A 20,972-nucleotide genomic window follows, 5' to 3' on the forward strand; every position below is an offset into this window, starting at 1 on the left:
TTTTATGATTAAAAAATTAATTTTCTCGCTAAATGCTAGAAATTATTGCAACGCAAAAAAGCTCAATTCATTTAAAACATTGGCTATCTGCTTGATACAAATGATTAAATATTGCCAAGCAATATAATTCCGCATTATGAAATCAAATATCGCTATTTGAAAAATAAAAAAGTCCTGATAAACTAGCGCTGCTTAAAAAAGTGGTTATTTTTCATTACTCAATCTAGCCGGTTAAATTGTCATGCTAGCGCGATTCAATTGATCAATAATCGAGTTGTAGTCCGTGAAGTCCTATTGAGAGTGGCTGTTAAGGAGACCAAAGCATGTCAACCGAGTTAGATAAACAATTAAGTTCGCAATTAAATAACCTGCTAGAGCAAGCTGTGAACGATCCCGATAAATTAGAAACGCAAGAATGGTTAGATGCGTTGGAATCGGTGATTGAAAACGAAGGCCCAGAGCGCGCTCACTATTTAATGGAGCGCATGGTTGATTTGGCTCGCCGCCGTGGCGCGCACATCCCGTTCTCCAGCAACACCGCTTATGTCAATACGATTCCCGCTGATTTGGGCGAACATTGCCCAGGCGACTTAGTCATCGAAGAAAAACTGCGCTCCATGATGCGTTGGAACGCCATGGCGATGGTGGTTAAAGCTAATCGTTTAGATGGCGATTTAGGCGGTCACTTATCAAGCTTTGCGTCACTGGCCAACATGCTCGGAATCGGCTTTAACCACTTCTGGCATGCGCCAACCGAAAATCACGGTGGCGATTTGCTCTACATTCAAGGTCATTCTTCCCCAGGTATCTACGCTCGCGCTTTCCTCGAAGGCCGCTTGAGCGAAGAGCAATTGCTGCATTTCCGTCGTGAAGTCGATGGCAAAGGTTTATCGTCTTACCCGCATCCAAAATTAATGCCCGATTTCTGGCAGTTCCCAACGGTGTCCATGGGTTTAGGCCCGTTGATGGCGATTTATCAAGCGCGCTTCTTGAAATACATCGACGCACGTGGCATCGCGGATACCGCAAACCGCAAAGTGTGGGCCTTCTGCGGCGATGGTGAAATGGACGAACCAGAATCCATGGGCGCAATCGGTATGGCCGGACGCGAGCAATTGGACAATTTGGTCATCGTGGTCAACTGTAACCTGCAACGTTTAGACGGCCCAGTGCGTGGCAACGGCAAAATCATTCAAGAGTTAGAATCCGATTTCCGTGGCGCCGGTTGGAATGTCGTCAAAGTCATTTGGGGCGCGGGTTGGGATGAGTTGCTGGCCAAAGACAAAGAAGGCATTTTGCAACGTGTGATGATGGAAACCGTGGACGGTGAATATCAGAACTACAAAGCCAAAGATGGCGCTTTCGTGCGCGAGCATTTCTTCGGCAAGCATCCAAAATTGCTCGAGATGGTCAGCAAAATGTCGGATGACGACATCTGGCGCTTGACTCGTGGTGGACACGATCCACACAAGATTTACTCCGCGTTTAAAGTCGCGCAAGAACACAAAGGCCAGCCAACTGTATTGTTGGTGAAGAGTATTAAAGGCTACGGTTTTGGTAAATCCGGTGAAGCACGCAACACAGCGCACAACACCAAAAAATTGGATGACGAAGCTGTCAAAGCGATGCGCGATCGTTTCCAATTACCAATTGCAGATTCCGAATTGCCATCGATTCCGTTCTATAAACCAGCCGATGACACGCCAGAGATGCAATACCTGCATGCGCGTCGTAAAGCGTTGGGCGGCTACTTACCACAACGTCGTCAAAAGGCCGATGAAGTGTTGACCGTGCCAGAATTATCCGCGTTCAAAGCGATGTTGGAACCAACAGCCGAAGGCCGTGAAATCTCCACCACAGCAGCGTATGTGCGTGTGTTGACCGCGTTGCTGCGTGACGCGAGTTTAGGCCCACGTATCGTGCCTATCATGGTCGATGAATCGCGTACCTTTGGTATGGAAGGCTTGTTCCGTCAAATCGGTATTTTCAGCCAAGTCGGTCAGTTATACGAGCCAGTCGATAAAGATCAGGTGATGTACTACCGCGAAGATAAAGCGGGTCAGATTTTGCAAGAAGGTATCAACGAAGCGGGCGGCATGAGTTCATGGATTGCGGCGGCAACGTCGTACTCGACCAACAACCGCGTGATGATTCCGTTCTATACCTACTACTCGATGTTCGGTCTGCAACGTGTGGGCGATTTAGCATGGGCAGCGGGCGATATGCGTGCACGTGGTTTCTTGATCGGCGGCACCGCTGGTCGCACCACCTTGAACGGCGAAGGCTTGCAGCATGAAGATGGTCATAGCCATGTGTTAGCGTCGACAATTCCAAACTGCGTGCCTTACGACCCAACCTTCGCGCACGAAGTCGCGGTCATTATTCATGATGGTTTGCGCCGCATGATTACTAATCAAGAAGATGTGTTCTATTACATCACCTTGATGAATGAAAACTACAGCCACCCAGGTATTCAACCAGGTCAAGAAGAAGGCATTATCAAAGGCTTGTACTTGCTGCAAAAAGAAGCCGCGCAAACTAAACATCGCGTTCAGTTAATGGGTTCCGGCACGATTCTGCGTGAAGTAATCGCCGCTGCCGCCTTGCTCAAAGACGATTGGGGCATTGCTGCCGATGTCTGGTCAGCGCCTTCCTTCACTTTGTTAGCGCGTGATGGTCAAGATGTCGAACGTTGGAATATGTTGCACCCAAGTGAAACACCAAAGGTTGCTTACATCACCGAATCGTTGCAAGGCACCGAAGGCCCGATCGTGGTAGCCACCGATTACATGCGCACATTTGCTGAGCAAGTACGTGCCTTTATTCCGCAAGGCCGTCGCTATAAAGTCTTGGGCACGGACGGTTTTGGTCGTTCGGACAGTCGCGCCAAATTGCGTGAATTCTTTGAAGTCAATCGTTACTTTGTCGTGGTAGCAGCCTTGAAATCATTAGCTGACGAAGGTGTTATTTCTGCTGCCGTGGTTTCTCAGGCGATTAGTAAATACGGGATCAACGCTGACAAGCCAAATCCAGTATCCGTTTAAAAGTAGTCATGTGGGGCAGCAAGCGATTGCCGCCTCATTCAATTATTTGCAAAAGTTACGCTAATTTCTATAAACCACACGCGCTTGTTCAATCGAAAATGAGCAAGCAAACGGAGCTAAAGCGATGAGTACAATTGAAATCAAAGTCCCAGATATTGGTGACTTCAAAGAAGTAGAAGTAATTGAGGTAATGGTTAAAGTCGGCGATACGATTAAAGTCGATCAATCCTTGTTGACCGTTGAGTCTGACAAAGCCAGTATGGAAATCCCATCCAGCCACGCCGGCGTGATCAAAGAATTGAAAGTGAAACTGGGCGACAAAGTGGCTGAAGGTTCGTTGGTGTTGATTTTGGAAGCGGGTGACGCGGCGGCAGCACCAGCCGCAGCCCCAGCAGCTCCGACGGTTGCACCAGCTCCAGTGGCCGCAGCTCCAGCACCGACGGCAGCACCAGTTGCTGCACCGGCGCCTGCACCCGTAGCAGCTTCAGCGGCAGTAGCTCCAGTCGAAGCAGCCGTTTCAAACAGCAAAGCACACGCATCTCCGTCCATCCGTAAATTCGCCCGCGAATTAGGCGTGGATTTGAATCGCGTCGTTGGCACTGGTCCTAAATCACGCATCACGATTGAAGACGTGCAAGGCTTTGTCAAAGGCGTTATGCAAAATCCTGTAGCGGCTAGCGCACCAGCAACCAATGGCAGCGGTTCTGGATTAGGCATGAATTTATTGCCTTGGCCTTCGCTCGATTTCAGCAAATTTGGCGCAACCGAAACGGTCGCTTTGTCGCGCATTAAAAAGCTCAGCGGCCCTAACTTGCACCGCAACTGGGTCATGATCCCGCACGTAACGCAATTCGATGAAGCGGATATCACCGACTTGGAAGAATTCCGCAAATCGAGCAATGCAGCGATGGCCAAGTCGGGCGTTAAATTAACGATGTTGGCATTTGTGATCAAAGCCAGTGTGGCGGCATTGAAAAAATTCAGCGCCTTTAATTCTTCCCTCGATGCAAAGGGCGAAAATTTAATTCTCAAGCAGTATTACAACATTGGTTTTGCCGCCGATACACCTAACGGTTTGGTTGTCCCGGTCATTAAAAATGCCGACCAAAAATCGTTATCGCAAATCGCTATTGAAATGGGCGAATTGTCGGCGCAAGCCCGTGAAGGCAAGTTGAAGCCAGCCGACATGCAAGGCGCAACGTTTACGATTTCTTCCTTGGGTGGTATTGGTGGCACAGCATTTACGCCAATTATTAATGCTCCCGAAGTGGCGATTTTGGGCTTATCTAAATCGTCGATCAAACCAGTTTGGGATGGCGCCAAGTTTGAACCGCGCTTAATGTTGCCGTTGTCCTTGTCCTACGATCACCGCGTGATCGACGGTGCGATGGCAGCGAAATTTACCGCTTACTTGGCCGATGTTGTGGCTGATTTGCGTAAAACATTACTTTAATTGCGGAGACATTACCCATGACAACCATCCAAGTAAAAGTCCCTGATATTGGCGATTTTAAAGAAGTTGAAGTCATTGAATTATTGGTCAAAGTCGGTGACACGATTAAGGTCGATCAGTCCTTGATTACTGTTGAATCCGACAAAGCCAGTATGGAAATTCCAAGTACGCATGCCGGCGTGATTAAAGCGCTTAATGTGAAGATAGGCGATAAAGTGGCTGAAGGTTCGCTGTTGTTGGAACTCGATGCAGCGGGCGCAGCAGCTTCGTCTGCCTCAGCACCAGCCGCCGCACCATCAACTCCTGTTGCAGCATCAGCCGCAGCGTCAACCCCGGCGCCAACTCCGGCGCCAGTCGCATCCAACTACAGCGGCAAGGTCGATGTCGAATGCGACATGATGGTTTTGGGCGCAGGTCCAGGCGGTTATTCAGCAGCCTTCCGTTCGGCTGATTTGGGTTTGAACACGGTGTTGGTTGAGCGTTATTCAACCTTGGGCGGTGTGTGCTTAAACGTCGGTTGTATTCCATCCAAAGCATTGCTGCACGTGGCCGCCGTGATTGATGAAGCCGCTTCTATGTCCAAGCACGGTGTAACCTTTGGCGCGCCAGTGATTAATGTCGATGAATTACGTAGTTACAAAGAAAAAGTTATCAGCAAAATGACCGGTGGTTTAGCTGGCATGGCGAAAGCGCGCAAAGTCAATGTGGTGCAAGGCGTTGGTCAATTTGTTAGCCCGAACCACATCGAAGTAACGGCAGCGGATGGCAGCAAGAAAACTGTTCAGTTTAAACAAGCCATCATCGCAGCAGGTTCGTCGGTTGTGAATTTGCCCTTCGTTCCTAAAGACCCGCGAATTGTCGATTCCACTGGCGCATTAGAATTGCGCAGCATTCCAAAACGTATGTTGGTCATCGGCGGCGGGATTATCGGTCTGGAAATGGCTACCGTGTATTCCACGCTCGGCGCTCGTATTGACGTGGTCGAAATGATGGATGGATTGATGCAGGGTGCAGACCGCGACATGGTCAAAGTCTGGCAAAAATTCAATGAAAAACGGTTCGACAAAATCATGTTGAAAACCAAAACTGTGGCGGTCGATGCGCTACCTGAAGGCATCAAAGTCACATTTGAATCAGCCGAAGCCGGTGTCGCTGCGCCAGAGCCGCAACTCTATGATTTGGTCTTGGTGGCCGTAGGTCGTAGCCCGAACGGTAAAAAAATCGCTGCCGACAAAGCCGGCGTTGCGGTAACCGATCGTGGCTTTATCAACGTCGATGGACAGATGCGCACCAATGTGCCGCATATTTTTGCAATTGGCGATTTGGTTGGTCAACCCATGTTGGCGCATAAAGCCGTGCACGAAGCGCATGTCGCGGCGGAAGCGGCGGCCGGACATAAAGCCTACTTTGATGCCAAAGTGATTCCGTCGGTGGCGTACACCGATCCAGAAGTGGCATGGGTTGGTATTACCGAGGATGAAGCCAAAGCCCGTGGCATTAAACTTGAAAAAGGGCATTTCCCTTGGGCGGCCTCCGGTCGTGCAGTGGCGAATGCGCGCGACGAAGGTTTCACTAAATTGTTGTTTGATGCCGAAACACATCGCATCGTCGGCGGCGGTATCGTCGGTACGCACGCCGGTGACATGATTGGTGAAATTGCTTTGGCAATTGAAATGGGCGCGGATGCGGTCGATATTGGTAAAACCATCCACCCACACCCAACTTTGGGTGAATCGATTGGTATGGCGGCGGAAGTATTTGAAGGCGTTTGTACTGATTTGCCACCGATGCGTAAAAAATAAGTCAGCGCTGGTTTGATTAGCGTCGTTGGCTTAACTTAAAAACCGACAGAATTCATCTTCTGTCGGTTTTTTTATTGTTAAACTATTTTCTTTTTTGAACTAGGTAAGCACGATGATCGGGTTTCAATCTGTCTTAAAACTGGTGGTTAAATGTATCGTTGGTGCGCTTGTCGCAACACTGGTTTCTGCATCTGCCAACGCGATTGATTGGCAGGACAGCCCCGCGATCGCGGCACTATTTGCAAAGGCCGATCTACAAGGCACTTTCGTTATCTATGACGTTAGCGCAAACACCTACACCGGCTTTAACCGCAGCCGCGCCGAAACGCGCTTTATCCCTGCATCCACATTTAAACTGCCGAATAGCTTGATCGGCTTAGCGACCGGCGCGGTAAACAGTGTCGATGAAATATTCCCTTGGGATGGCAAACCACGTTGGATGAAATCGTGGGAAAAAGACATGGATTTGCGCGAGGCAATCAAGTTGTCGGCTGTTCCGGTGTATCAGGAAGTAGCGCGCCGAGTTGGCTTGCAACGTATGCAGCAAAACGTGAGCAAAATTGGCTACGGCAATTCCGAAATTGGTACTGTGATTGATGATTTTTGGTTGGACGGTTCATTGCGTATTAGCGCTGTGGAGCAAACCGGTTTCTTGAGCAAACTAGCGCAAGGAACGTTGCCGTTTCCTAACGCGGTACAAGCCAGTGTGCGCGATATTGCCCGCTTGGAGCAAGGCAGTGACTGGACTTTGTACGGAAAAACTGGGTGGAGCACGCGCGAACAGCCGATTGGTTGGTGGGTAGGTTGGGTCGAAAAAAATGGTCGCTATTACGCGTTCGCGTTAAACATCGACATGCCAGAGCAAGCCGATGCAGCGAAACGAATCGAAATCGGTAAAGCCAGTTTACTAGCGTTAGGCGTATTAAATTAAAAAAAGCCTACTGGGTTTTGCTTTCGGGAGGCCGTTGTTTGAGACTACTTCGAAACTAGCTAAGCAACATCGTCCCAGTTTCTCTAAAGCGCGTGTGCCATTCAAAGGCTTTTTCTAGAATGTGCGGCGTGTGGCCACCGCGTTGTTGCGCTTCGGTCACGTAGTCGCGCAACATCTGCCGATACGGTTCGGCGACGCACTGATTAATAATTACCCGCGCGCGCTCGATCGGCGCAAGTCCACGCAGATCGGCTAAGCCAATTTCAGTCACGATAATATCGACATCGTGTTCGTTATGATCAACGTGCGACACCATAGGCACGATGCTAGAAATCTTGCCGCCTTTGGCAATCGATTTGGTCGCAAAAATCGATAGATAAGCATTGCGCGCAAAATCGCCCGAGCCACCGATGCCGTTCATCATATGCGTGCCCAATACGTGGGTGGAGTTGACGTTGCCATAAATATCGGCTTCCAACGCAGTGTTGATGGCGATAATGCCTAGGCGACGAATGACTTCGGGATGATTGCTGATTTCTTGCGGACGCAAAATTAGGCGGTCTTTGTATTTGCCTATATTGCCGAAAACTTCTTTGCCTTTTTGCGCCGATAAAGTGATCGACGAACCCGAGGCGAAATCCAATTTGCCCGCGTCGAATAAATCAAAGGTCGAATCTTGCAGCACTTCGGAATACATTTGCAGATGCTCGAACGGACTATCAATAAAGCCGTTCATCACCGCGTTGGCGATTGTGCCGATACCGGCTTGCATGGGCATTAAGCTGTTGGTGAGCCGCCCGAGGCGTACTTCTTCTTTAAAAAACTCAACTAAATGTCCAGCAATGGCGGCGGTCTCGGAATCGGGCGGCAAGATGGTCGAAGAACTGTCGCGTTTATCGGTAATGACGATGGCGACAATTTTTTCTGGTGGGATTTCTATTGCCGTCGTACCAATGCGGTCACTTGGATACATCAGCGGAACCGGCTCGCGGTGCGGTCGATGTTTGGGGATGAAAATATCGTGCAAGCCCTCCAACTCCAACGATTGGGTCATATTGATTTCAACGATGACTTTATCGGCCAGAATCGCAAAACTGGCGCTATTGCCGATCGATGAAGTGGGAATAATCGCGCCGCTTTCGGTAATCGCAATCGCTTCAATAATCGCTACATCGATTGGTGCAATTTGGCGGGTGCGCAGCATTTCGACGGTTTCTGATAGATGCTGATCGATGTACATCACTTCACCGCGATTAATGGCTGCACGCAGCACCGGATCGGATTGGAACGGCATACGACGCGCTAAGACGCCTGCTTCGGTTAACGTTTTATCGACGTTGTCACCCAAGGATGCGCCAGTCATTAATGTGATTTTTAGTTGCTGACTCAATGCGCGTTCGGCTAGTGCTAGCGGTACTTCTTTGGCGTCGCCCGCCCGCGTGAAGCCGCTCATGCCAACGGTCATGCCGTCGTGTATCCATTGAGCGGCCGATTCTGCGCTGGTAATGCGGTCTTTTAAGGCGGGTAAGCGTATCCGATTTTGTAATGCATCGAGCATGGGTTGTCTCCTTTTTTAGTCCCTAATTTGAGAGCGCTTAGGTCAGGCAAAAATTATTTGGCAATAGCGGTGCTGGAATATCTGTATCGGATACCGATTCGCGCATATCGATTTCCACGGCGCGGCAGATCGCGTCTAAGGGCAAATCGTTGGCTTCTAGTCCAAACGGCTCCTCAATTTCATCACCCAGCGCATCAAGCCCAAAAAACGTATAAGCCACAACGGCGACCACAAACGGTGTCATAAATCCTATTGAATCGACCAAGCCAAACGGCAGCAAAAAACAGTAAATATACGCGGTTCGGTGCAGCAGCAAGGTATAGGAAAACGGAATCGGCGTGTTGCGGATGCGTTCGCATGACGCGGCTGCGGCGGTCATGGCCGATAAGGTGTTATCCATGGAAACCGCCAAGCACGGGTCGATACGTTTTGCTTGCAGCAGTTGGCGCAGGTCGGCGCCCATATTCATTATTAGGGTTTGCGGCTTGTTCGATGCGGTGTGTAATTGTTCTCGCTCAGAATCCTGCAATAAATAGCTGAGTTGCGGTGCGTCGGTTTGGTCGCGTAGCAGATCGCGCAAGGTATAGGCAAACGCACTAGTGCGATAAATCATGCGCACACGAATGTCTTCCAATCCGTTGGTGGCGCTTGCCGCTTGGGGAAAATCAATCAGACTTTGGCATTGACGTGCAAAATTACGACTGCGTAACACCAATTCGCCCCACAATTTGCGGCCTTCGCAAAAGCGGTCATAGGCAGCGTTATTGCGAAACCCTAAAAAAATCGCAATTGGCAAACCAATCAAGGTGAACGGAATCGTGGTTAGGGTGATTTTTAATTGGAATAAATCGCCATGCGACCACGTGACCAACGTGGCGATGAAAATATTGACGATTAGGGTCGGCAATATTCGCGATAAAACGGAACCTCGCGCCAAAAGAAAGAGTTTTAGTCCGGAAGGACGATCTCTGATTATCATGCGCGCGGTTCCAAGTTTTTAAAGAAGGAGTAAGAAATTTGTTGTTCGGTGAATATCCAGTCAAAAGATATTCACTAACATATGAGTAATTTAATCACTAATATATTAGTGAGTCAAGAGTTATAATCGGTGGTCTATGTTGATCACTGAGCGGGGCATGATGAAAAAACGCATTATTAATAGCAATTTGCCACAACGTTTTTTAAAGGCGCGAGATTGTTTGATGTCGCATTTTCGGCCGATTTTGCAGCACTTTGGCGTGACTGAACAGCAGTGGCGCATTCTGCGGATATTGGACGAGCGCGAGCAATTGGAGCCGCGTGAGATTTGCGATTTATGCCAAATTTTGAGTCCCAGCATGGCTGGCGTGCTGGCGCGTATGGAGCAAATGGAATTGATCGTGCGTGCCCGTTTTGAGCAAGATCAGCGCCGCGTGCTGGTTAAGTTAGCGCCCAAAGGCGAGCAGCTCATCAGCGTCATGGCCCCCTTGATTGACGCTCAATATCAACATTTGGAACGGGCATTTGGCAAATCGGTGTTGGAGGAGGTCTCAACGGTGTTAGAACGCTTTATCGCCTTGCATAGCACGCCGGTTCAGCAGGTTGCCTTGCCCGGCGTTAGTGAAGTTGATGATGAGCGTTAAGCGGCATTTATCTCAAACGAAATAGTTAATGTATTTCCTTAAAGCAATCTTTGCGTGGAACACATCAACTATCGAGTAAGAGTTGTCGAAAAACTTTACAGATGAGGCCGGCCATTGAATGGCGGTGAATTTAGGTCTTTGTTTTTATTGACTTTTGTTTTCTAGGCACTGATTTTGCATAGCTCTATGTTAAGGGAACTGCGCTGATGTCCAAATAGGAACTTGAAGCGAGGAAAATTGTTCCAGCCACCAGTCAGTCGTAGTCAGTCGTGCCGTACTAGCAAAGGAACTTCATCATGAAACGTATTTCATCAACCATATTATTTGCCACCTTGCTCGCTTCCGTGTCAATTGCACAAGCGACAGGCATTAACCTCGTCGTTAATGGCGATTTCAGCAATCCGGGCCAAGGTAGCTCATGGCACGCTGTTCCTAATGGTGGCGTTCCGGGCTGGACCAACACTGTCAATAGCGACGGTATTGAAATCGATAGCGCGGGTGTGATTGGCGGATTGGCCTACCCAGGAACGACCCAAAGCGCCGAGCTTAACGGCAGCACTTGGGACACCATTTCTCAAACAATCACTGGCCTCACAATTGGCGATACTTACATTGTGTCGTGGGCTTATGGGGAACGTCCGGGTTCAGGTTTTCAGCAAACCAATGTTTCTTTTGGCGACGCGTTAATTGCAACCGATACCAGTAGCGGTCAAGCGCAAACGCTCACTTGGGCGCTCAACACAGTGCAGGTTGTGGCGACGGCCAACAGTGAAAACTTGGTCTTTGCTGCGGTCAACGAAGCCGGTCACGGCGGTTCACGTCCTAGCGTCGGCAATGAAATTACTGCCGTATCGGTCAGTGTGCCAGAGCCAATGACGACCGCGTTGTTGGGCTTGGGTTTGCTTGCCTTGGCTGGACTGCGTCGCAAAGCTAAATAATTAAGTCGAACAAGTGCTTAGGATTAAGCCGCCTTCGGGCGGTTTTTTCATTGGTGGCTCGGATGTGACGATAATCCTAACGTTTTACCACGATCCCCCGTCCTGTTTGTCAGAATCCCTCAAAGCCGCGTAAAATGCGGCATTCCCAGAACGTGCGGGTGTAGCTTAGTGGTAAAGCTCTTGCTTCCCAAGCAAGTGATGAGGGTTCGATTCCCTTCACCCGCTCCAACCCATCCATTGCACCTAATTAGCTCCAGCAAAGTTATCCCATGTCAGACAAACCAACTGCCCCCGACGATTCGATCAATTCAGAAGCGGAATCTGCCGCTTCCGCCAAGCCGATGTTTTACGATCCGACCGAACACCGTATTCGCAGCTTTGTAACCAGGGCAGGTCGCGTCTCCACCGGACAGGCCAAAGCGCTCGAAACATTGGGGCCGCAATTCTGCGTGCCATACCAAAAAGCACCTTTAGACGTCGATCAAACCTTTGGCCGCAATGCCCCAACGGTGTTTGAAATTGGCTTCGGCATGGGCGAAACTAGCGTTACGATTTCGGCTGGAATGCCCGATAAAAATTTCATTGGCGTCGAAGTACATACGCCCGGCGTGGGCAGTTTGTTGAAATTAATTGGCGAGAAAAATTTAACCAATCAACGCATTATTCAGCACGACGCCTTCGAAGTATTAACCCACATGTTTGCGCCAAATTCATTAGCCGGCGTCCACGTGTTTTTCCCCGATCCGTGGCACAAAGCGCGCCACAACAAACGTCGTTTGATCCAAGGGCCGATGGTGGAATTGATTACCTCGCGCCTAGCAGTCGGCGGCTATCTGCATTGCGCGACCGATTGGGAAGACTATGCGGTGCAGATGTTGGAAGTGTTAGGCGCTGAGGCAGGATTGCAAAATACCGCCGATGGCTACGCACCGCGCCCCGCATATCGTCCGGTGACCAAATTTGAAAATCGCGGATTGAAATTAGGCCACGGGGTTTGGGATTTGGTGTTTGTTAAGAAGTGAGGTTGGATTTTTTAGGTAGGATATGTTTGCTGAATTTGATGTAATGCGTTATCGGCATTTCATCTTCAATTCAACGACGCCACCAACTTAACAATTTCTTCCCCATACGTCGCCAATTTTTTCTCGCCCACGCCGCTGACTCCGCGCAAATCTTCTAATGACGAAGGATTGGCTTTGGCGATGTCGCGCAGCGTGCTGTCGTGGAAGATGACATACGCTGGGACGTTGTGCAGACGGGCGGTTTCCATGCGCCAGCCGCGTAGTTTTTCGAAGATATGCTGGCCTTGCGCGGATAGGTCGGTTTCGTCGTAGCCTTTGGATACCGCACGTTTTTGTTTTGCTGCTTTTTGCGGTTTTTCGTACTGACGCATTTGCACCGATTGTTCGCCTTTGAGCACTGCGCGGGCGGTCTCGGTGAGCTTGAGCGCGTTATAGGATTCGTAATCCACGCTGACATAACCCTGCGCTATCGCTTGACGCAAAATGGCGCGCCATTCTGCCTCGCTGCGTTCTGAGCCGATGCCATAAGTTGATAACTTATCGTGCCGCCATTGTTGAATGCGTTCGCTGTCCATGCCGCGCAACACGTCGATCACGTGACCGGCGGCAAAGCGCTGATCGACGCGGTAAATGGCCGACAACAATTGTTGCGTCGCGACGCTGGCGTCAAACGCTTTGGGCGGGTTTAAACAGACGTCGCAGTTGCCACAGTTGGTGTGCGTACTGGCATCGTTTTGACCAAAATAACTCAGCAGATGGCGACGGCGGCAACGGATTGTTTCGCACAGCGACAACATGGAATCGAGCTTGCCACTTTGTAGGCGTTTATAATTTTCATCCGCTTCGGATTCTTCAATCATGCGCCGCTGTTGCACCACGTCTTGTAAGCCGTAGGCCATCCATGCATTAGCAGGCCCACCGTCGCGGCCTGCGCGGCCCGTTTCTTGGTAATAGCCTTCGATACTTTTTGGTAAATCCAAATGCGCGACAAAACGCACATCGGGTTTGTCGATGCCCATGCCAAAGGCAATGGTGGCAACCATGACGATACTGTCTTCACGTAAAAAGCGCGCTTGGTTTTTGGTGCGCACCGCCAGTTCCAATCCAGCGTGGTAGGGCAGGGCGGTGACGCCATGTTGGTTGAGAAACTCGGCTGTTTCTTCGACTTTTTTACGCGATAGGCAATACACAATCCCGGCATCTTGCGGATGTTCTGCTTGCAGAAAATCGAGTAACTGTTGCCGCCCGCTGGCCTTCTCTACAATCCGGTAGCGGATGTTGGGGCGATCAAACGAGGACACAAATTGCAGCGCGTTTTCGAGCTGAAGGCGGCTGATAATTTCAGCGCGCGTTGCTTGATCGGCGGTGGCGGTCAGCGCGATGCGCGGGATAGCGGGAAAGCGTTCATGCAGCACGGACAACTTGATGTATTCCGGACGGAAATCATGTCCCCATTGCGAAACGCAGTGCGCTTCATCGATCGCAAACAAGGAGATCGGGCAGATTTCTAATAATTCTAAACAGCGTTGGGTCAATAAACGTTCTGGCGCAACATAGACCAGATCGAGTTCACCTTGCCGCATTTTTTGTTCAATCGCTAAGGCTTGCTGAAAAGTTTGGGTGGAATTGAGAAATGCGGCGCGCACGCCGACTTCGGCCAGCGCATCAACTTGATCTTGCATTAACGCGATCAAAGGAGAAACCACAATTCCCACGCCTTGGCGCAACATCGCGGGTAATTGATAACACAGGGATTTGCCGCCGCCGGTAGGCATGAGTACCAAGGCATCGCCGCCGTTGACCACGTGGTCAATAATCTCTGCCTGTGCTCCCCGAAAGGCCGGGTAACCGAAAACGCTTTGAAGCAGTGCCAATGCTGTTTGTTGTGATGGTGCTGCCTGCGTCATTCCTGCTAATCCAATAATCTAAGGTCGAGTGCGCAATTCTAACTCAGACAGCCACGCAATCGCCTGTTCTTTGCTGCCGCCGCACATCTCAATTGACGGCTGCAATCCAGCGCAAACGGCGGGGCGTTCTGGACTATTAAAAATCTTGCAGCGCATGGTGTGATCAAGTTGTACACATGGTACGCCCGCCGGTTTGCCGTTGGGCATGCCGGGGATTGCGCTGGTGATGGACGGGGCGGTACAGCATGCTCCACAGTGGTCACGACAAGGCATAGTTTTCTTTTCTGGGGTAGGGGAGTTTAGTAATTGTGCAATGCAATATTTTTGTCAAATTATTGCAATAGATTAATAGAGTTGGCGCTCTAGTATACAATACGGGCAAATGAATTTAGCCAAGGAGTGCAATGAGTAAATTACCAAGAGTCACGTCACGGGGATTGACGCCCGATCAATTATTTCAAAATAACCGTGACTGGGCCGCGCAAATTAAGGGGATAGACCCCGATTTTTTTTCGACGTTGGCTGCTCAACAAACTCCAGAATACATGTGGATCGGCTGCTCGGATAGTCGGGTCTCGGCCAACGAATTATTAGGATTACTACCGGGCGAATTATTTGTGCATCGCAACGTAGCTAACGTGGTGGTGCATACCGATCTGAATTGTTTATCGGTCTTGCAGTTTGCCGTTGATGTGCTCAAAGTCAAGCACGTCATTGTGTGCGGCCATTACGGTTGCTCGGGTGTGGATGCGGCCTTAAAACGTAAACGTATTGGGTTAGCTGACAATTGGCTGCGCCACGTGCAGGACGTGCATCAAAAGCACGAGCGCTACTTAGGCGAAGCCTTGGGTGACCATGTGCGTCAAAATCGCTTATGCGAATTGAATGTGATTGAACAAGTCGTCAATCTGTGCCAAACCACCATCGTGCGCGACGCATGGGAACGTGGGCAAGACGTGACCATTCACGGGTGGGTTTATGGTTTACAAGATGGCTTGCTAGGGGATTTGGGGATGAATATTAATAGCGCGGCGATGTTGGCCGATAACTTAGCCGCGAGTTTGGCTCAATACGAAAAGCCTAGCTTCAATAAGGTCCGACCTTAATTTTTGCTGTTCTGGCGTGTTGACCGAGCAGATGGAAATCGGTCAACACGCAGAATTACTTCAGAATTAAATCAGAGGCAAATCAGAAGCAATGTTCCGGCGCAGGAAAACTGCCATCCTGCACCGCGCTGACATAAGCCTTTACGGCTTCATCAATACTAGTTTGACCATCCATAAAATTCTTCACGAAGCGCGCTTTTTTGCCTGGGAACACACCCAGCAAATCGTGCATCACTAATACTTGTCCAGAGCAATCTGGACCAGCGCCAATGCCAATGGTGGGAATTGCTAACGAGTCAGTTACTTGCTTACCCAATTCTTTTGGGATTGCTTCTAGCACCAAGAGCGAGGCGCCCGCGGCTTGCACGGCTTGGGCGTCCTCCTTCAACAGATCGGCGCCTGCACTGGTTTTGCCTTGTACTTTATAGCCGCCCATTTGATGCACGGATTGTGGTGTTAATCCTAAATGCGCGCACACCGGGACGGAGCGTTCAGTTAAAAATTTAATCGTTGGCGCCAACCAAGCACCGCCTTCTAACTTGACCATCTGTGCGCCAGCTTGAATTAACTGCACGGCGTTCTGCATGGCAGATTCAGGCGTGGAATAACTACCAAACGGCATATCGGCCACCACCAAACACGACTGATTACCGCGCGCCACGCTGGCGGTGTGGTATGCCACTTCGGCCACCGTCACCGGCAAGGTGGAATTGTGCCCTTGACACACCATGCCAAGCGAATCACCGATCAATAAAATATCTACCCCGCAACGATCCATCAGCGCGGCAAAACTCGCGTCGTAGCATGTCAACATAGTGATTTTCTGCCCCTGCGCTTTTAACGTGCCTAAGCTGGGAACAGTGCATTGTTTGCGTGGAGCGTCTTGTAAATAGCTGGCCATAATTTTCTAAACCAATGTGTAAAGGAAGTCGGGGCGGTAAGCGCAAGCGATAATGAAAATACAAAAAAGGTCGCTTGACTACCTAAAAGTGCGACTAGTGTAATGGTTACCCGCAAAATTTGCTGGATTTGCGTTTAAAAAGTGGAGTGGGTCTGATCTCCGCGAATGGCGTTAGGTAGCGTGTTCGCACAAAGCGTGCTTTTGTCGAGAGCGAAATGTTGGGCAAAAAAATACTCTTCCCGTGGGAAGAGTATTTAAGCGGGGGTACTAGTAAAAATTAGCGCGTTACCGTTACCAACAGTTGGTCGCGGTATTGCCTGTATTGCTGGTCACACCGTTACTATCGATGGTGAAAGTGCCGCATGCATCATTCGCTTGGGCACCGCCAGAAATAGGCACGGCAGTAGCTTGGAAATAGGCCGCCGTGGCCGATGCGCCCGATGCTGCGGTCACCGTTGGAACCGACAACGTGTAATACGCGGTTCCGCTGGTTTGCACGGTCAGGGAAGAGCCCGTTTGACCCGGATATAAATCACTCATGGCCGAGCTATAGGTGTTGGTTTGCGAGTAAAACTTTTCTTCCCGCGTTGCCAAATCTAACAAGCCATTTTTAGCGTCAGTGCGACGCGATTTTTGGATGCTTGAGTTATAGGCAGGTATCGCAATTGCGGCCAACACCCCAATAATTACGATCACAATCATCAGCTCAATCAACGTAAAGCCTCGTTGTTGTTTAGCGCTTGTCGCTTTATACCACTTAGCGCTGGTCAATTTCATTAGTGTTTTCATGGTTGATTTGAGGTTAAGTTTGTCTTCATTGAGATTGGTCATGTCAGCGTATTTCTAACCAAGTCAGGCGATTCGAACCTGCTGGGCCGGTTCCAGAACTACCTAAATTAACTTTGAATCCGATTGGATTTCCCTGTTGAGTTTGGGTAATCATGGTTGTAACGGTATTATTTTTAGGATCGGCAGCGATGGCAAAGTAAGGCGTACCAACTCCGCTAATACCAACACCAACAACCGGTGTAGAACTTGGAATATCTGAGGCAGGGTTGAATACACCCACACTTGCGCCACCGGTACCAGCGTCGATGGCATAACTAAATCCACTCGGCGGCTGAGCTGTGCACGATAAATTATCAATGTTCGAAGGAATGATGGAATTCACAAACAGAATACCGTTATTGATGGTTGGGTTATAAATAATCTCTTCACCAGTGTTTGGCAATGCTAAAACCCAGCCGTAACTTGGTGTGACAGTGCCCGGTCCGGAGCAGCCCGTGACATCGGGGAAGCAGATTGGAATACTTGATGCGGTATATCCCTGCGACGCACCAGTCACATTATTGGTACCAAAGTTGATACCTAACGATTTCAAATCGGTCAGTGTTTGGGTTGTTAAATTGGACGTATTGATGGTGCCAGGCGATTTACTTAACGAGACATATTGAGTGGATTGGAGCTTATTCCACGCATCCATATTCCAATCCCAAATTCCGTACAGTTCTTGACCAGCTGGTGCATAGCTGGCCGCCACATTTAACGATTGAGGGTATTGACGGCCAGTACCAAAATTAATCATGACGCGCTGTGTCGAATTATAGGTAATCGCACTCACGATAGGCGCTGTTGTAATCGGTTGCAATCCATTGCCAGAACTATTGGTGGCATTAAACAGATTGAACGGTGAGTTACCCCATTTTGTGGGATCAGTACTGGTCAAATCAAAGCGCCAGATATTACCGACGGAGTCACCACCATAAACGTAATCAACGATATGGTCACCGTCCAAATCTGCGCCGGTCACATAAGTCATGCCGTTAGACGCTGGATTTTTAATCGTGCTGACTTTATTGGTAAGAGGGTCAATTTGTGCGGTGTCAATGACTGGACCAGCGCCGGTATCGTAATAATGGAATGTCACCGTTGGTCCGGCACCAGTAATTTCGCCTACAAAAATCCCTGATGTTCCCTTGGCGCTATTTAATCCATTACCAAAAATAATGGCCCAATTGCCGCTGTGCAGACGTTTAATAATTGGGGTGCCGTAGGTACTACCTAAGAATTGACCGCACGAGTTGTTGTTGTCGCAGGTGATGGTATTGCTATTCCAATCGCCCATGACACGACTATTGACGGATGCGTCGGTTTCGGGGACAGCCACGTTGGTAATATCGAGGGCATAAATAGCGCCGACAGCGGTTCCTGCCGGATTATCATTGACGCCCGTAAGATTGCCGCCGGCGCCCAAGCCACCAACCGCCCAAGTATGCCAAGCATTGTTGTAGTACAAATCGCCAAAGCCTGGAGTTGCATCAACAAATGCATTGTGGGCGTACAGCATTCCCATGTAGTCAAACTCGCCGATATCGTAGTTGTTATGAATGGTGTTCAAAGCCAAACTCGGTACATAGGCAAAGGCTTCTTTACCGTCGTTATTGGTTTGGCTAAACGTCCCATTACTCCATGTTCCGGCCTGAAACGCATGCAGCATACCGTCATTGGCACCAGCTAATACCAAGTTCAAGCGTGAGCTATTTTTGGATTGAAAAGTAGCGTAGCTCGTCCCTTCTTTCATCGAGTCAGAAGGCTGGATTAAATCCACCCAGCTCCCCGTTGTTGGATAGGATCCTGAGGGAGCGCCAACTGAAACGGGGCTTGAGTTAATAATGTCACCCAAAACGCTGCGGCGGGTGCGGAATACTTTGGTCACTTCGCGTGAGCGATCGCCACGTAAATAGTCAACCCGAGCTGAGCCTAAGCTATCGGAGCTTCCTGGTGTGACGGTACTGTCGTTTAACGCCGTTTGCGAGTTGGAAGGGAAATTCCCAAAATTACCACTTGAAAATGTCGTTCCTGCTGCCCCGGCCGTATTCGATCCACTCCATGTCGAGATGAAGCGGCTCGAACTAGACTGGGCTGCAACTGGTCCGCCTTTAGTGGTTACGCAGGTTTGACCGGTTACCACGCCAGTGAGGACGCAACCCGCATCCCATAGTGCGCTAGAGTCAGTGAATTTACCGTTGGAGTCCACATTCCCGATTCCCACAGATCCATCCGATTTGACGTATAGCGCCGTCGCGGTCAATGAACCGCTCCAGAAAGTTGGATTGTAGGAAGCTAAGTAAATTTGCTCGCCAGACTTGTCTTTAACTTGGGTATTTTGAGGAATGTTACCGCCAGCTGAACTGGACGAATCGGTGTACTGCGCTGCCTTAAAACAGGTAATTTCGTGGTTGTTACTACCTCCACCGGTACCGGCCGCAAAACCATACAAGAAGTTATCGGGCAATCCGGTTGTGGGGTAGGTTACTTTGTCTAAAATACTGGCGTTCGTGATTACGGGAGTGCTCACGCCGTTATTGTAGGAGTAGCTAATGCTCAGCAGTCCGCCACTGGTAATGTCAACGGTATAGGAAATTGGAATTGCATTTTGCCGTTGTGGAGTCGCTATGTATTCTTGGTTAAAAATCACATTGCCGCCAGCCAATGCTTGCGGTTTAGTCAAAATAGGGTAGTCCTTGACCAGCGTAAAAGGATAGACGTTGGTGGTAGTGGTGTAGCTGCTTTTACCGACGTTATAAACGACTTCGGTAACGACATTGTTTTTGTAATCGGGCGTGTAGGTAGTGGTGCTACTTTTTGGGCTGCCTGCGATTGAAACCGAAGTTGTGCTCGAAGTAGGCGTTGCGCTCGTCGTATAAAATCCGTATTTGCACACATTGGCAGGACTTACGATTGGGCCTTGTCCGGGATTAACCCCCGTCGCTTGCCCGTTTGAGGTCGGAAACGTTTTGCCGGTGATGTCGCCAGGGCCGCGCAAAGTGATGGCGTTATACAAAACTCCAGGTGATAACGGGTCGTAGGCGCTACCGTTATCGCCTTTATTAGCGTAGTTACCGTATTCATCGATACCTAAACCTAGGAATCCACCGGAAAATCCATCTGGCGGGCTTTTGCCTGGGGAGCAGTCGTACCCCAGCGCACCCCCGAATGAACCGGTGGCATTCACCACGTAGATTCCACTGCTATCGGTTGAGTACTTCGAGGCATCTAATAAAAAGAAGTTAATACCGTCCGCGCCGGAGTTTTGTTTGCCGTTATTGTAGGCATTTCCACCCCACGTTAAGGTGTTAAAGGTGATGTGCAAACCTTGATTACTCGGGAATGAGTTACCACTAATAATGGCGCCGGTTTCGTTGTTACCGTTAGTGCTAGACATGCCGGAGCTAGCTCCATTGGTCAGCCGTAACGCGCCACTTAAGCTTGCGTCAGGCAATTTTCCACCGGTTTTGCCGCCGACAAGCGTGCTGCCAAGCTTGGCATAGTACTGGTTCGCATTGCCGCTTCCATCGACGCAGCCAGGAACTGTTCCATTGGGAACTGTGGCTCCTTTAGTTGAATAATCGGTACTCGCTGTAAGGCAAGCGCCGTTAATGGCAATCCACGGGTGCGTTAATTTGTTGGTATTGAAATCTTCTTGCACGGTAATTTGCGCGTACGAAAATAAGGGCGTTAGCGCAACCATCACGAATGCGCCGGTCACGCTGATCGAGTATTTTTTCATGTTAATAAACTCCTTTTTCATCTTCTGTCTATCTCAACTAAACAGTTGAATTGAATTAAATTATGTTCAGACTGCGTTGGACTGGTTTAAACACACAAATTTATCTACCTAAGTAAAG

The 20,972-nt window shown here is 49.6% G+C and carries 15 protein-coding genes and 1 tRNA gene; 9 read left to right on the forward strand and 7 right to left on the reverse strand.

The genetic code is table 11. From position 1 onward, the window contains the following. The first annotated feature begins 323 nt into the window (after positions 1 to 323). The 4 genes from aceE to blaOXA all read left to right on the forward strand — a co-directional run bounded on the left by aceE (position 324) and on the right by blaOXA (position 7,230). Positions 324 to 3,044, forward strand: a complete 2,721-nt coding sequence (aceE, locus tag E2I14_RS00135; protein ID WP_133324243.1) for a pyruvate dehydrogenase (acetyl-transferring), homodimeric type — start codon at positions 324 to 326, stop codon at positions 3,042 to 3,044. A 91-nt stretch (positions 3,045 to 3,135) separates the two neighbouring features. After that, the gene (aceF, locus tag E2I14_RS00140) at positions 3,136 to 4,497 is read left to right on the forward strand and encodes a dihydrolipoyllysine-residue acetyltransferase (RefSeq protein ID WP_227544573.1); all 1,362 of its coding nucleotides are present in this window, start codon (positions 3,136 to 3,138) and stop codon (positions 4,495 to 4,497) included. 17 nt (positions 4,498 to 4,514) lie between these two features. Further along, positions 4,515 to 6,299, forward strand: coding sequence for a dihydrolipoyl dehydrogenase (gene lpdA, locus E2I14_RS00145; protein WP_133324247.1), 1,785 nt, complete (start codon positions 4,515 to 4,517; stop codon positions 6,297 to 6,299). 112 nt (positions 6,300 to 6,411) lie between these two features. Beyond that, on the forward strand, positions 6,412 to 7,230 hold the full coding sequence (gene blaOXA, locus E2I14_RS00150; protein ID WP_133324249.1) for a class D beta-lactamase: 819 nt from the start codon (positions 6,412 to 6,414) through the stop codon (positions 7,228 to 7,230). A gap of 55 nt (positions 7,231 to 7,285) precedes the next feature. On the opposite strand, the gene E2I14_RS00155 is transcribed toward blaOXA, so the two are convergent. Then, positions 7,286 to 8,788 (reverse strand): acetyl-CoA hydrolase/transferase family protein, encoded by a 1,503-nt coding sequence (locus E2I14_RS00155; RefSeq protein WP_133324251.1) that lies wholly within the window; start codon positions 8,786 to 8,788, stop codon positions 7,286 to 7,288. A 37-nt stretch (positions 8,789 to 8,825) separates the two neighbouring features. After that, complete coding sequence (locus tag E2I14_RS00160) at positions 8,826 to 9,767, reverse strand: bestrophin family protein (protein WP_133324253.1); 942 nt, start codon at positions 9,765 to 9,767, stop codon at positions 8,826 to 8,828. 157 nt (positions 9,768 to 9,924) lie between these two features. On the opposite strand from E2I14_RS00160, the gene hpaR reads away from it, so the two are divergent. From hpaR to trmB, 4 genes are all read left to right on the forward strand, one after another. Then, entirely contained in the window at positions 9,925 to 10,410 is a 486-nt protein-coding gene (gene hpaR, locus E2I14_RS00165; protein WP_319945914.1) for a homoprotocatechuate degradation operon regulator HpaR, read from the forward strand. Positions 10,411 to 10,706: 296 nt separating this feature from the next. Next, positions 10,707 to 11,348, forward strand: a complete 642-nt coding sequence (locus E2I14_RS00170) for a PEP-CTERM sorting domain-containing protein (RefSeq protein WP_133324255.1) — start codon at positions 10,707 to 10,709, stop codon at positions 11,346 to 11,348. A gap of 154 nt (positions 11,349 to 11,502) precedes the next feature. Then, positions 11,503 to 11,576: transfer RNA gene (locus E2I14_RS00175), tRNA-Gly, on the forward strand. 41 nt (positions 11,577 to 11,617) lie between these two features. Next, a complete protein-coding gene (gene trmB / locus E2I14_RS00180; protein WP_133324258.1) occupies positions 11,618 to 12,370 on the forward strand; it encodes a tRNA (guanosine(46)-N7)-methyltransferase TrmB in 753 nt (250 codons plus the stop codon). A 65-nt stretch (positions 12,371 to 12,435) separates the two neighbouring features. Here trmB and recQ read toward each other — a convergent pair whose 3' ends face one another. Both recQ and E2I14_RS00190 read right to left on the reverse strand, forming a co-directional pair. After that, the gene (recQ, locus tag E2I14_RS00185; protein WP_133324260.1) at positions 12,436 to 14,277 is read right to left on the reverse strand and encodes a DNA helicase RecQ; all 1,842 of its coding nucleotides are present in this window, start codon (positions 14,275 to 14,277) and stop codon (positions 12,436 to 12,438) included. Between the two features lie 18 nt (positions 14,278 to 14,295). Continuing rightward, positions 14,296 to 14,550 (reverse strand): YkgJ family cysteine cluster protein, encoded by a 255-nt coding sequence (locus E2I14_RS00190; protein WP_133324262.1) that lies wholly within the window; start codon positions 14,548 to 14,550, stop codon positions 14,296 to 14,298. Between the two features lie 131 nt (positions 14,551 to 14,681). Here E2I14_RS00190 and can point away from each other — a divergent pair, with 131 nt between their 5' ends. After that, the gene (can, locus tag E2I14_RS00195) at positions 14,682 to 15,383 is read left to right on the forward strand and encodes a carbonate dehydratase (protein ID WP_133324264.1); all 702 of its coding nucleotides are present in this window, start codon (positions 14,682 to 14,684) and stop codon (positions 15,381 to 15,383) included. A gap of 82 nt (positions 15,384 to 15,465) precedes the next feature. Here can and panB read toward each other — a convergent pair whose 3' ends face one another. The 3 genes from panB to E2I14_RS00210 all read right to left on the reverse strand — a co-directional run bounded on the left by panB (position 15,466) and on the right by E2I14_RS00210 (position 20,854). Then, positions 15,466 to 16,284 (reverse strand): 3-methyl-2-oxobutanoate hydroxymethyltransferase, encoded by an 819-nt coding sequence (gene panB / locus E2I14_RS00200; RefSeq protein ID WP_133324266.1) that lies wholly within the window; start codon positions 16,282 to 16,284, stop codon positions 15,466 to 15,468. A gap of 291 nt (positions 16,285 to 16,575) precedes the next feature. Then, positions 16,576 to 17,115: a type IV pilin protein gene (locus E2I14_RS00205; protein WP_319945915.1), complete on the reverse strand. Its 540-nt coding sequence runs from the start codon at positions 17,113 to 17,115 to the stop codon at positions 16,576 to 16,578. 1 nt (position 17,116) lies between these two features. Continuing rightward, complete coding sequence (locus E2I14_RS00210) at positions 17,117 to 20,854, reverse strand: PilC/PilY family type IV pilus protein (protein WP_165967705.1); 3,738 nt, start codon at positions 20,852 to 20,854, stop codon at positions 17,117 to 17,119. Positions 20,855 to 20,972: the final 118 nt, after the last annotated feature.

The sequence above is a fragment of the Sapientia aquatica genome, from assembly GCF_004358105.1.
GTDB lineage: Bacteria > Pseudomonadota > Gammaproteobacteria > Burkholderiales > Burkholderiaceae_D > Solimicrobium > Solimicrobium aquaticum.